Origin of the sequence: Provencibacterium massiliense, assembly GCF_900169495.1 — a bacterium.
GTDB classification, from domain to species: Bacteria; Bacillota; Clostridia; order Oscillospirales; family Ruminococcaceae; genus Harryflintia; species Harryflintia acetispora.
On sequence record NZ_FWCH01000011.1, the window covers coordinates 160,462 to 172,641 of the forward strand.

At 61.6% G+C, this 12,180-nt stretch carries 10 protein-coding genes; 5 read left to right on the forward strand and 5 right to left on the reverse strand.

Annotated features, from left to right (window positions below; genetic code table 11):
- Window positions 1-5: 5 nt before the first annotated feature.
- The 3 genes from B5477_RS04460 (at window position 6) to B5477_RS04470 (ending at window position 4,214) form a co-directional block, all read left to right on the forward strand.
- The gene (locus tag B5477_RS04460) at window positions 6-1,232 is read left to right on the forward strand and encodes an AI-2E family transporter (protein WP_079698613.1); all 1,227 of its coding nucleotides are present in this window, start codon (window positions 6-8) and stop codon (window positions 1,230-1,232) included.
- Between the two features lie 234 nt (window positions 1,233-1,466).
- Window positions 1,467-2,729, forward strand: a complete 1,263-nt coding sequence (locus B5477_RS04465; protein WP_079698614.1) for a hypothetical protein — start codon at window positions 1,467-1,469, stop codon at window positions 2,727-2,729.
- 237 nt (window positions 2,730-2,966) lie between these two features.
- Window positions 2,967-4,214, forward strand: a complete 1,248-nt coding sequence (locus B5477_RS04470) for a hypothetical protein (RefSeq protein ID WP_079698615.1) — start codon at window positions 2,967-2,969, stop codon at window positions 4,212-4,214.
- A 166-nt stretch (window positions 4,215-4,380) separates the two neighbouring features.
- Here the strand turns inward: B5477_RS04470 and B5477_RS04475 are convergent, their stop codons facing one another.
- Window positions 4,381-6,291 (reverse strand): ABC-F family ATP-binding cassette domain-containing protein, encoded by a 1,911-nt coding sequence (locus tag B5477_RS04475; RefSeq protein ID WP_159448928.1) that lies wholly within the window; start codon window positions 6,289-6,291, stop codon window positions 4,381-4,383.
- A 171-nt stretch (window positions 6,292-6,462) separates the two neighbouring features.
- Here B5477_RS04475 and B5477_RS04480 point away from each other — a divergent pair, with 171 nt between their 5' ends.
- Window positions 6,463-6,840 carry a thioesterase family protein gene (locus B5477_RS04480; protein ID WP_159448929.1) on the forward strand — a complete coding sequence of 126 codons (378 nt, stop codon included), beginning with the start codon at window positions 6,463-6,465 and terminating at the stop codon, window positions 6,838-6,840.
- A gap of 53 nt (window positions 6,841-6,893) precedes the next feature.
- Here B5477_RS04480 and B5477_RS04485 read toward each other — a convergent pair whose 3' ends face one another.
- From B5477_RS04485 to guaA, 4 genes are read right to left on the reverse strand one after another with little or no spacing between them, the layout of a single operon-like run.
- Entirely contained in the window at window positions 6,894-8,072 is a 1,179-nt protein-coding gene (locus tag B5477_RS04485; protein ID WP_079698618.1) for an iron-containing alcohol dehydrogenase, read from the reverse strand.
- Window positions 8,069-8,461 carry a DUF3795 domain-containing protein gene (locus tag B5477_RS04490; protein ID WP_079698619.1) on the reverse strand — a complete coding sequence of 131 codons (393 nt, stop codon included), beginning with the start codon at window positions 8,459-8,461 and terminating at the stop codon, window positions 8,069-8,071. Before B5477_RS04490 ends, B5477_RS04485 begins: the two co-directional genes overlap by 4 nt.
- A gap of 37 nt (window positions 8,462-8,498) precedes the next feature.
- Window positions 8,499-9,050, reverse strand: coding sequence for a GNAT family N-acetyltransferase (locus B5477_RS04495; protein ID WP_079698620.1), 552 nt, complete (start codon window positions 9,048-9,050; stop codon window positions 8,499-8,501).
- Between the two features lies 1 nt (window position 9,051).
- Window positions 9,052-10,584, reverse strand: a complete 1,533-nt coding sequence (gene guaA, locus B5477_RS04500) for a glutamine-hydrolyzing GMP synthase (RefSeq protein WP_079698621.1) — start codon at window positions 10,582-10,584, stop codon at window positions 9,052-9,054.
- A gap of 263 nt (window positions 10,585-10,847) precedes the next feature.
- Between guaA and B5477_RS04505 the strand changes: the two genes are divergently transcribed.
- Window positions 10,848-12,101, forward strand: coding sequence for a serine hydroxymethyltransferase (locus B5477_RS04505; protein ID WP_079698700.1), 1,254 nt, complete (start codon window positions 10,848-10,850; stop codon window positions 12,099-12,101).
- The last annotated feature ends 79 nt before the right edge of the window (window positions 12,102-12,180 follow it).

Genomic DNA, 12,180 nt, shown 5'->3' on the forward strand with positions numbered 1-12,180 from the left:
GCTGCGTGAAGCCGGACTTTAACAGGAAATATAACACCATCGCGATCTATGCGGTGCTGGTGGTTGCCGTCTCGGCCGTGGTGGTTGCGGCGATCATCAACTTCCCGAAGATATGGGCGTATCTGGGGAATTTCGTTTCCCTGCTCACCCCCTTCATCATCGGGTTCGTGCTCGCATACATCCTGTGTCCCATTCTCAACGCCATCGAGCGGCTGCTGGCAAGGCTGACGGGGGAGCGCCTGCGCCGCGGTACGCGGCGGGTGATCTGCCTGATTCTGACCTACATCGTCACCATCATCGTCTTGACCATCTTCTTTTGGATCGTCATCCCGCAGATCGTCTCGAGCGTGACGAGTATCGCGGTGCAGATCCCGGGCTGGATGACTAGTGTGGAGGCGTTCGCCAACGACATTATAGCGAAATATGACCTGTATAACCTGCCGACCTCGACCTTACAGCAGATCATGAAGGCGTTCGAGCAGGTGCTCAGCTCGGTGACCGGGGTGCTCACCGACGCGATCCCCCACGTCTGGAAGGCGACCCTTTCGGTCACCACCGGGGTGCTCAATTTCATCCTGGGGATCATCATCTCGATCTATATGCTGCTGAGCAAGGAGCGCTTCTTTGCGCAGATCAAAAAGCTGATGAACGCCCTGATCCCCAGCCCGGTGGTTCAGAAAATTCTGGACATCACCCACCAGAGCCATGAGATTTTCAGCGGCTTCATCTCGGGCAAGCTGCTCGACTCGCTGATCATTGGGGTGCTCTGCTTCTGCGGCATGAACCTGTTCCAAATGCCCTACGCCATGCTGATCAGCGTGATCGTCGGGGTGACGAACATCATCCCCTACTTCGGGCCGTTCATCGGGGCGATCCCCTCCATCCTGATCCTGCTGATGGTCGAGCCGGTCACCGCGCTGTGGTTCGCGCTCTTCGTGCTGCTGCTGCAGCAGCTGGATGGGAATGTCATCGGCCCGAAGATTTTAGGCGATTCGACCGGGCTTTCCGCCTTCTGGGTGGTCTTTTCGATCACCGTGTTCGGCAGCCTGCTGGGGCTGGTCGGGATGTTTATCGGCGTACCCCTCTTTGCGGTGATCTACTCGCTCATCCGGCAGTTCGCCGAGTGGCGGCTGGAGAAGAAGGGGCTGCCCATTTCCACCGGCGCATTTGCCTCAAAGAAGCACCCCCTCATCGAGGGCAAGCCGCCCAAAAAGCCAAAGTCCAAAAAATAAGTGGGAATGACAAGATAAAAAGAAAGACCTATAGCATAGCATGCTGCAGGTCTTTTTTTGCGTTGTATTTTCCGGTTTGTGGAAATAAAGCGTCCGCTTCGTCAAATTCCGTCCTAATTATACCCGGTTCTGGGAGAAAATTCAAGCCGGAACCCGTCTTTTTGCCGATTCCCTGCCAGGGGATGACCGGAAGCATGCTATGCTATCGGTCTTTTGTGAAAGGGAGAGAATGGTATGAAACGATGGATTGGCGCGGTCCTGGCGGCCTGCCTGCTGGCCCTGTCGGCCGTCCCGGCCGCGGCGCAGGGGAGCGGGCTGCGCCTCACGGCGCAGCAGGCCGGCGCGCGGCGGGAATACGGCGTATATGTGACGCTGGACCCCGCCAGCGCCCGGGCGAAGGACTACAGCTATGAGCTGCTCGAGGGGGGAAGCGTGATCGCCTCCCGCGAGCATGTCGCGGACACGGCTTGCTTTTTGCCGATCGTCAATATCGACGCGGCCAGTCCCGGCAGGTGTACCGTGCGGGTAACGGCTTATCCCTCCGGCGAGCGGGCGGGGTTTGAGCGGGCGGCGAGCATCCAGAAGGAATTTGGCACGGCCAAGGGCTGTTCCTGCGTCACGGCGGACCGCTTCCAGCTCGGCAGCGGCACCGAGGGCGATCCCTACCTTGTCGGGACGCTCGGGCAGCTGCTGCACGTCAACCAGCACGCCACGCAGAAATGCTACTATATGCAGACGGCGGACATCCAGTTCGGGGACTACACCAGTATGGTGGACGACTACGGTGTCGTCAAGCTGCACAGCGGCAGCACCTATGACGGGAACGGGCATGTGATCCGGGGCGGGTCGGTGAAGGTCACCAGAACCGGGGACAATGCCGAGGTGTTTTCGCTCAAGAACGGGAACCTGCTCAATACGGGCTTTGAGGACATGACCTTTTCGGTCAACAGCTCAGGCTACGGCGCGGCGCCGGTTGGCGGCCACAGCGGGACGGTCAAGCGCTGCTATGCAATTAACATCAACGCGGTGGGAAGAAACCACGCGGGCGGCTTGATCAACTGCTGGGGTATCGGGGCGGAGGACTGCTATACCGCCGGGATCAAGGCGAGCTCGACTTCGGACAGCACTTACGGTTCGGGCGGTCTGATCGGGTATCTGGGCAGTCCCGGTGCGGTATCTCCCACCGTAGCGAGAACCTATGCCTTTCCCGCCAAGCTGAGTGCGCCGAAGATCAGCGGGATCGGTTATATCCGCGCGGGTTCCATCCTCAATTCCTTCTACCTCAAGGGCACCGCCAGCTACGGGAGCCTACCGGGCAACGACAACACCAACGCCGCCCCGCTGGAGCTTTCACAGTTCGCGGACCAGTCCCGCTTTGAAGCCGCGGGCTGGGATTTTGAGAATGTCTGGACAATGGGGGAAATCACTTATAATGATGCGTCCGGCAATGCCGTGACCGCCGCGGCGCCCGTGCTGCGGGTCTTTGCAAAGCGCTGAAGGCATGCAACGGCAGAAAAATAAAAAGGCCTATAGTATACGTTACTACAGGTCTTTTTTTAAAGGGGATAGGGCCGTTTACGGCCCTTTTTGCTTGCATTCTCTCCCAGAACAGGATATAATTAGGACGAACTGTTATAAAATTTATTTAATTTTGGTATATTCTGGATATTGAGACTTAAAAAAAGACCTACAGTAACGTATGGTACCGGTCTTTTCCGATGGGGAGGAAATGGCATGAAACATCTGATCGGCGCGGCCCTGGCCGCCTGCCTGCTGGCGCTTGCAGCCCTTCCGGCCGCGGCGCAGGAGGGCGCCCTGCGCCTCACGGCGCAGGCCGGGAGCGCACAGCGGCAGTATGGCTTTCATGTGGCGCTGGATCCTGCCAGTACCCGGACGAAGGACTACACCTATGAGCTGCTCGAGGGGGAGCGCGTGGTCGCCTCCCGCGAGCATGTCGCGGATGCCGCTTGCTTCCTGCCAATTGAAAATATCGACGCGGCCAATCCCGGCACATATACCGTGCGGGTGACGGCTTACCCCTCCGGCGAGCGGGCGGGGTTTGACAGTACGGCAAGCGTCAGGCAGGAAGCCAGCGCGGCCAAGGGCTGTTCCTGCGCCACGGCGGACCGCTTCCAGATCGGCAGCGGCACCGAGGCCGACCCCTATCTCGTCGGGACGCTCGGGCAGCTGCTGCACATCAACCAGCACGCCGCGCAGAAATGCTATTATATGCAGACGGCGGACATCATTTTTGGGGACCACACCTACTCGCAGCAAAAAAACGAAGAGGTAAAGCTCGGCGCCGGCAGCGTTTATGACGGCAACGGGCATGTCATCCGGGACGGCTCGGTGCGTTGCACCGCTGCGAACAGCAGTGCGGCGATCTTTGGCGTAAAGGGATCGACCCTGCGCAACCTGGGCTTTGAAGAGCTGTCCTTTTCCGGCACCAACGGCGCGGGCCCGGTTTCTGGGGATACCACGTCGGTTGTGGAGTATTGTTACGGCAAGGACATCGACGCGAGCGCAAACAACCATGCCAGCCCCCTTGTACATTGGGCCGAGGGCAGGATCGAGAACTGCTACACCGTGGGCGGCCAATTGACGACAACGAAGGACGAGTCCTACGGTGCAGGCGGGATCACCGGCTGCATGTCCTACTCTTCACAGATTGACAAGACCTATGCCATGCCGGCCAAGCTCACCTCCCCGAAGCCGGCGGGCATCGCCGCCTACATCCGCTCCGGTACGGTGGGAAATTCCTTCTACCTCAAGGGTGTTGCCAGCTACGGGAGCCTACCCTCGGGCGACAACACCAACGCCGCCCCGCTGGAGCTCTCGCAGTTCGCAGATCAGTCCCGCTTTGAAGCCGCGGGCTGGGATTTTGAAAACGTCTGGGTGATGGGAGAGGTCTCCTACACCGACGCCTCCGGCAACGCCGTGACCGCCACCGCGCCCGTGCTGCGGGTCTTCCAGGGCGGCTGATTAACATCGGGTAACACCCATATCCCCCCATGGGTTTACCGGCGGGCCTACGGCCCGTCTATATGGCGGCGATCCCCCAATTTCGCCGCTGAGGAAAACATCCCCAACAGGAAGGGCCCGCCGAAGCCGGCGGGCCCTTCCTGCATCGATCCCTTATGGGGCATAATTACTCCGTTTCCTCGGTGAGGGCGAGCCACTCGTCCATGCGCGCGCCGAGCAGCGCGCGGCGCTCCTCGAGCAGGGCGCAATGCTCACCCAGCTTTTGATAATCGCTGGCGAGCTCTGGCGAGGCGAGCTGCCGCTCCATCGCGGCGATCTCCTCCTCGAGGGCTGAGACCTCGCCCTCGAGTGATAAGAGCCGGCTCTTGCGGCGCTGCTCGGCGGCGCGCTGGGCCTTGGAGCGGTAATAGGGGTTCTGCTTTGGCTGCTCCTGCGGCTCGCTTTGCTGCGGCACCTCCTGCGGGGAAACCTTGTGCTCCTTATAGTAGTCGTAGCCGCCGGCGTAGCTCTGCAGCCGGTCGGGGAACATTTCGATGATCCGGCTGGGGACGCGGTTGAGCAGGTACCGATCGTGCGAGACCATCAGGATGGTGCCCTGGTAGGAGGAGAGCGCTTCGTCGAGCACCTCCTTGGTGGAGTAGTCGAGGTGGTTGGTCGGCTCGTCTAAAATCAGCACGTTCGCCCGCTCGAGCATGATCAGCGCGAAGGCGACCTTGGCCCGCTCGCCGCCCGAGAGGTCGCGTATCTGCTTATAGATGTCGTCCCCCTGCAGCAGCAGGGAGCCGAGCAGGGTGCGCAGCTCGGTCTCGCTCTTGCGGGGAAAGTGGTCGCGCAGCTCGGCGATCACCGTCTTTTGCGGCGAGAGCTGGCGGTTCTCCTGCTCGAAGTAGGAAATTTTGACGTTGGTGCCCCACTTGATCCGGCCGCCGTGGGGGATCATCCCCTGCAGCGCCCGCAGCAGGGAGGACTTGCCCACCCCGTTTTGGCCGATGACGGCGACCTTCTCGCCCTTTTCGATGTGCAGGCCGATGTCCTGGCAGAGCAGCTTTTCACTTTCCCCCTCGCCGACGCGCACCGAAACCTCCTCGGCGATCAGCACGTCCTTGTAGGGCTCGAAATCCAGCGCGAAGCGCAGCTTGCAATCCTTTAGCTCCCCGGGCGGGCGGTCGATGCGCTCCATGCGCTCGAGCGCGGCGATCCGGCTCTTGGCGCTGCCCGAGGTGGAGGCGCGCACCAGGTTGCGCGCGACGTAGTCCTCCATCTTGGCGATCTCCTCCTGCTGGCGTTCGTACTGCTTGCGCCAGTAGTCGAGCCGCTCCTCCTTCTGGCGCACGAACTGGGAATACCCGCCCTTGTACCGGGTCAGGGCGTGCCGCTCGAGCTCGCAGATGTCGCTGACCACGCTGTCCAGAAAATACCGGTCGTGGGAGACCACGATCAGCGCCCCGCGGTAGGCGCGCAAATATTCCTCCAGCCAGCCCAGCGTGACGAAATCGAGGTGGTTGGTCGGCTCGTCCAAAATCAGCACCTGGGGGTTTTGCAGCAGGAGCTTGGCGATGGCCAGGCGGGTCTTCTCCCCGCCGCTGAGCTCAGCCACCGGCTGGCGGCGGTCGTAATTCCCGAAGCCCATGCCGTTGAGGACGGTGCTGATCTTTACGTCGATCTGGTAGCCGTCCTGCGCCTCGAAGGCGGTGTTCATCCGGTCATATTCCTCGAGCAGCCCGGCGCGGGACTGATCGTCCTGCGGGAGGGATGACAACCGCAGGCGCAGCGCCTGGAGCCGCCGCCCCAGCTCAAGGGTGTCGTGGAAGACCGAGGCGGCCTCGCTTTCGATGGTGTTTTGCAGGTCCAGCGCGCCGTTTTGCTGCAGATAGCCGAGGGTTACCCCGCGGCCGATGGAAAGCGAGCCGGAATCGTAGTCCAGCTTCCCGGTGATGATATTCAGTAAAGTGGACTTGCCCGCGCCGTTGCGTCCGAGCAGGCCGATCCGGTCCCCCTCCTCCAGAGAGAGACAGACGTCCTGCAGCACGACGTCCACGCCGAAACTTTTACAGATATGATCGAGCTCGAGCAGCAAGCAAAGCACCACCTTTTATTAAGAAAAATAAACCAAAGGTATTATAACATGTCGATTTAGGATTGACAAACAATTCGTCTTTTTTTATAATGCAACATATAGATGTTTGGTGAAACTGCCGGGTGGAATCGGCGCCGGTGTCTGGGAAAGGAATGGAAACAGAATATGCATATGGGGAAATCGTATCAGGTCAGCGCCAAGGTTGACGAGGGGATGCTCGCCAGCGCCCTGGGCAGCGGGGATGTGGGCGTGCTGGCCACGCCGGTCATGCTCTCGCTGATGGAACAGGCCGCCTGTGCCTGCGTGCAGGACTGCCTCAAGGAGGGGGAGACCACCGTCGGCGCGCAGATCGATCTGGCCCATATAAGCGCCGTGCCCGCCGGGATGGAGATCACCGCTACCGCCGAAATCATCAAGATCGAGGGGAAGAAGGTGCTCTTCAAGATCTTCTGCGAGGACCGGGAGGGGATCGTCGGCAAGGGGACCCACCTGCGGCTGATCGTCAACCGGGACAAGTTCCAGCAGCGCGCCGCGGCGAAGGTAAAATAGGCTACATAAAACAAACGGGGGGCTTCTCTATAGAGAAGCCCCCCGCTTTCTTGTTATTTCGCCATCCGGTAGATGGCTTCGATGTCGTCGATGTTAAGCACCTTGAAGCCGCCGATGGTGCGGGTGTTCTGGAAGCTGCACTTGTAGGCGAGCTCACGGAACTGCTCCTCGGTCGGCTCGACCCCCAGCTCGCGCAGGTTGGTGGGCATCCCGATCGAGCGGTAGAAGTCCTCCATCGCCTCGATCCCGCGCAGGGCGGTGCGCCGGGGGTCGGCAAAATCGTTTTTGCACCCCAGCACGTTGACCGCGAACTGCGCGAAGCGCGCCGGGTCTTCCTTATAGACGTACCGCGCCCAGCTGCCCCAGATTGCGGCGAGCCCCGCGCCGTGGGCCACGTCGAACATGCCGCCCAGCTCGTGCTCGAGCTGGTGGCTGGCCCAGTCGCCCACCGTGCCGCAGCCGGTGAGGCCGTTGTGCGAGAGGCTGCCCGCCCACATGATCTGGGCGCGGGCGTCGTAGTTTTGAGGATCGCGCAGCGCCGTCCTGGCGCTCTCGATCACAGTGCGCATGAGGCCCTCGGCCAGCGCGTCGGTCAGGGAGGTGTCCGGCTCGCGGGTGAAGTAGCGCTCCATGGTGTGCATGAGGATGTCGGTCGCCCCGCAGGCGGTCTGGTAGGGGGGCAGGGTGTAGGTCAGCTCGGGGTTCATCACCGCGAAGCGGCAGCGGCACAAATCGCTGTTGCAGCCGCGCTTGAGCCAGCCATCCTCGTTGGTGAGCACCGATGAATCGCTCATCTCGCTGCCCGCCGCCGAGAGGGTGAGCACCGCGCCAATGGGGGCGCAGGCCTTGGGGACCGCCTTCTTGGCGTAGAAATCCCAGACATCCCCGTCGTAGCACAGCCCGTAGCCGATCGCCTTGGCCGAGTCGATCACGCTGCCGCCGCCCACCGGGAGCAGGAAGTCGACCCCCTCGCGCCGGCAGAGCTCGATCCCCTCGTAGACCTTGGACATCCGGGGATTGGGCACCACCCCGCCGAGCAGGACGTATTCCACCCCCGCATCATCCAGGGACTGGCAGATCCTCTCCAGCAGCCCCGTGCGCTTGACGCTGCCGCCGCCGTAGTGGATCAGCGCTTTTTTGGCGCCCTGCGCCTTGATGAGCTCCCCGGTCTGCAGCTCGGTCCCCTTGCCGAAGACCACCCGGGTGGGGGTATAATAAGAAAAGTTTTTCATAGTTGTGATTGCTCCTTTCCGTTTAAAACCAGGGCGATGATCTCCTCCTCGCTCTGCGGCTTGTCATAGTCCCCGACATGTCCGCCCGGATAGTGGTAGACCAGCCCCTGGCGTTCATTTCGTTCCATACAGTCGAGCAGCGCTTCTTCGCCCCAGCGGGCGATGAAGCGCTCGAAGGCGCGTATGCGCATTTTATGTAGGATGCTATCCGTACAGGGAAACCCGGCGCATTCGTGGCAGGCGGAATATCCCTTTTGTGTGCAGCAGAGATAATTTTTGCAGCTGTCTTTTTTAGGACAGCCGCCCTGCTTGCAGCCGGGGCAGCCCTCGCTCTCGCTGCACAGGGCGCAGACCAGCCCGCAGTAGCCGACGCCGAGCGAACGGTTCATGAAGGTTCCTCCGTTTCAGATGGTTTGCCGGGCGCGCTCACCACAGATCGCCCTCCTCCAGGGGGAGGATCAGCTCCCCGCATGCAAAGTCGCTTTGGTGGGAAACCGCCTTGGGCGAAAACAAGCTCAGCAGGGTGCACAGCCCCAGTGAATCGCTGTGAAGGGCTCCTGGGGCGGTCCCGCCGCAAACGGAAAGACGGTCCATTTGCCGCCATCCGGCACGGGTGTACAGCCCGCAAAGCTCAGGCTCACAGGTGAGGACGCACAAATCCGCGCCCTCCCGCTGCATAGTTTCCCGGGCGGCGGCGATCAGAGCAAGGGCCAATCCCCGGCCCCGATATTCGGGGGCAACGACCACCTCGCACAACCCGAAGGCGCGGTAGGATTGTCCTTTATAGGAAAGCGCGGCAGCCGCGACGGCGGCGTGGGCGATCAGCAGGCCGTTCTCTTTGCCGCAAAGGGAAACGCGGTGCTCCCTCTGCGGCCAGGGGGCACCGCGCAAAGATGGCCAGGCACGGTCCTCGAGCGCGAGGATTTGTTCGCGCAACTCCGGCGAGGAATCCTGCTGGGGGTAAAAGATGATATGCATGTTATTCCCACTCAATGGTTGCCGGGGGCTTGGAGGTGATGTCGTAAACGATCCGGTTGATGTGGCGCACCTCGTTGATGATCCGCACCGAGACGCGGTCGAGCACCTCGTAGGGGATGCGCGCCCAGTCTGCGGTCATGAAGTCGGTGGTGGTCACGCCGCGCAGCGCGAGGGTATAATCATAGGTGCGCCCGTCGCCCATCACGCCCACCGAGCGCATGTTGGTGATCACCGCGAAATACTGGTGGATGTCCCGGTCCAGCCCGGCCTTGGCGATCTCCTCGCGGAAGATGAAGTCGGCGTCACGCAGGATTTCGAGCTTCTCCTCGGTGATCTCCCCGATCACCCGGATGGCCAATCCCGGCCCCGGGAAGGGCTGACGCCAGACCAGGTAGTCCGGCAGCCCGAGCTCGAGCCCCAGGCGGCGCACCTCGTCCTTGAAGAGAAGGCGCAGCGGCTCGATGATCTCCTTGAAGTCGACATAGTCCGGCAGTCCGCCGACGTTGTGGTGGCTCTTGATCACCGCCGCATCCCCGGTGCCGGACTCGATCACGTCGGGATAGATGGTGCCCTGGGCCAGGAAATCGACCGCGCCGATCTTCTTGGCCTCCTCCTCAAAGACACGGATGAACTCCTCGCCGATGATCTTGCGCTTGCGCTCCGGCTCTTCCACCCCCGCGAGCTTCCCGAGGAAGCGGTCCCTGGCGTTGACCCTGATAAAGTTGAGGTCTCCGCCCCCGAAGGCCGCCTCGACTTCGTCGCCCTCGTTCTTGCGCATGAGGCCGTGATCGACGAAGATGCAGGTCAGCTGGTTGCCCACCGCCTTGGAGATCAGCGCGGCGGCGACCGACGAATCCACCCCGCCCGATAGGGCGAGCAGCACCCGGCCGTCACCCACCTGCGCGCGGATCGTCTCGATCGAGCGCTTGGCGTAGTCCCCCATGGTCCAGTCGCCCTTTGCGCCGCAGACCTCGTAGAGGAAGTTGCGCAGCATGGCGACCCCGTTCTCGGTGTGGTTGACCTCGGGATGGTACTGCATGCCGTAGAGCCGGCGCTCCTTGCATTCCATCGCCGCCACCGGGCAGCCCTTGGTATGGGCGACCGACTGAAAGCCGGCGGGCAGCCTGTCGATATAGTCGTTGTGGCTCATCCAGGTAATCCCCGAGACCGGCAGGCCCTTAAAGAGGGGGGACTGGAAGTCGAACTGGGTCTCGGTCTTGCCGAACTCCTTGACCTCGGCGCTGCAAACCGACCCGCCGAGCAGCTGGGCCATCAGCTGGCAGCCGTAGCAAAGGCCGAGCACCGGGATCCCGAGCTCAAAAATTTTCGGATCGACCGAGGGCGCCTCGCCGGCGAAGACGCTGTTCGGCCCGCCGGTAAAGATGATCCCGATGGGGGCGCGCCGTTCGATTTCATGAAGCGGGGTGTGATAGGGGATAACCTCGCAATAGACCGAGCATTCCCGTACCCGGCGCGCGATGAGCTGGTTGTATTGTCCTCCGAAATCCAGGACCAGGACCAGTTGATGTTCCACAGATTATTACCTCCGATTGTCGGCCGCGCCCGCGGGCGAAATTTTGTATACATATACTGATTTTATTCTGCCATTATTCAGCAAAAAAAACAAGTGGCAAGATGATAGAATTTCCAAAAGGGAAGGGAAGGATTTCTGAATAAGTTGTGCTGACAAGAAAATTTACCGCATAGCTATTGGTGTTTTCGCGCCGACCATGTATAATAGAGAGAGAATATGGGCGGGCCCCGGCGCGGGCCCGACGAGATGGAGGTATGGCGAAGGTGTACAGGGATCTGATGGATACGATCGGGTATGTGGGAAAGAGCGACCCCGAGGTCGCCGCGGCGATGGACAAGGAGCTCGCGCGGCAGCGCCGCAACATCGAGCTGATCGCGTCGGAGAATATCGTCTCCCCGGCGGTGATGGCGGCGATGGGCTCGGTGCTGACCAACAAATACGCCGAGGGGTACCCGGGCAAGCGGTACTACGGCGGATGCGAGTGCGTGGACATCGTGGAGAACATCGCGCGCGAACGCGCCAAGGAGCTCTTCGGCGCCGAGCACGCCAACGTGCAGCCCCATTCGGGCGCGCAGGCGAATCTGGCGGTCTATTTCGCGCTGCTGCAGCCGGGGGACACGGTGCTGGGCATGAGCCTTGCCGAGGGAGGGCACCTCACCCACGGCTCGCCGGTCAACATGTCCGGCAAGTATTATCATTTCGAGTCCTACGGCGTGGACGAGGTGACCCACCGGATCGACTACGATAAAGTGCTCGCGAAGGCGAAGGAATGTAAGCCCAAACTGATCGTCGCGGGGGCGAGCGCCTATCCGCGCACCATCGATTTTGAGCGCTTCGCGGCCATCGCCAAGGAGGTGGGCGCCCTGTTCATGGTGGATATGGCGCACATCGCGGGCCTGGTCGCCGCGGGGCTGCACCCCTCGCCGGTGCCCTACGCCGACGTGGTGACCACCACCACCCACAAGACCCTGCGCGGCCCGCGCGGCGGCATGATCCTCTGCCGCGAGGAGTACGCCAAGGCGATCGACAAGGCGATCTTCCCCGGCACCCAGGGCGGCCCGCTCATGCATATCATCGCCTCCAAGGCGGTTTGCCTGGGCGAGGCGCTGCAGCCGGAGTTTAAATCCTATCAGCAGCAGATCCTCAAAAACTGCAAGGCGCTCGAGGAGGGGCTGCGCGCGAGAGGCTTCCATATGGTTTCGGACGGCAGCGACAACCACCTGATCCTGCTCGACCTGCGCAACCTGGGGATCACCGGCAAGGAGCTGGAGAAGAAGCTCGACGAGGTGTACATCACCGCCAACAAGAACGCCATCCCGGCCGACCCGCAGAGCCCCTTTATCACCAGCGGCCTGCGCCTGGGCACCCCGGCGGTCACCTCGCGCGGGATGGTCGAGGAGGACATGGACAAAATCGCCGAGTTCCTCTATCTTACCGCCACCGACTTCGAGGGAAGTGCCGACAAGATTCGCGCGGGCGTGAATGCGCTGTGTGAAAAATATCCGCTTTACGAGTAATTTGGAAAGCGAAGGACGACTTTACACGGCGCCGCCCCACTGTGGGGCGGCGCCGTTTTAAAGGATCGAAAAAAGAGGG

Bases quoted from the DNA above. Each gene is read 5' to 3' on its own strand.
- B5477_RS04480 (WP_159448929.1), top strand. From the start codon at position 6,463: ATGGGGAAATCGTATCAGGTCAGCGCCAAGGTTGACGAGGGGATGCTC.
- B5477_RS04485 (WP_079698618.1), bottom strand. From the start codon at position 8,072: ATGAAAAACTTTTCTTATTATACCCCCACCCGGGTGGTCTTCGGCAAG.
- B5477_RS04465 (WP_079698614.1), top strand. From the start codon at position 1,467: ATGAAACGATGGATTGGCGCGGTCCTGGCGGCCTGCCTGCTGGCCCTG.
- B5477_RS04470 (WP_079698615.1), top strand. From the start codon at position 2,967: ATGAAACATCTGATCGGCGCGGCCCTGGCCGCCTGCCTGCTGGCGCTT.
- B5477_RS04495 (WP_079698620.1), bottom strand. From the start codon at position 9,050: ATGCATATCATCTTTTACCCCCAGCAGGATTCCTCGCCGGAGTTGCGC.
- B5477_RS04490 (WP_079698619.1), bottom strand. From the start codon at position 8,461: ATGAACCGTTCGCTCGGCGTCGGCTACTGCGGGCTGGTCTGCGCCCTG.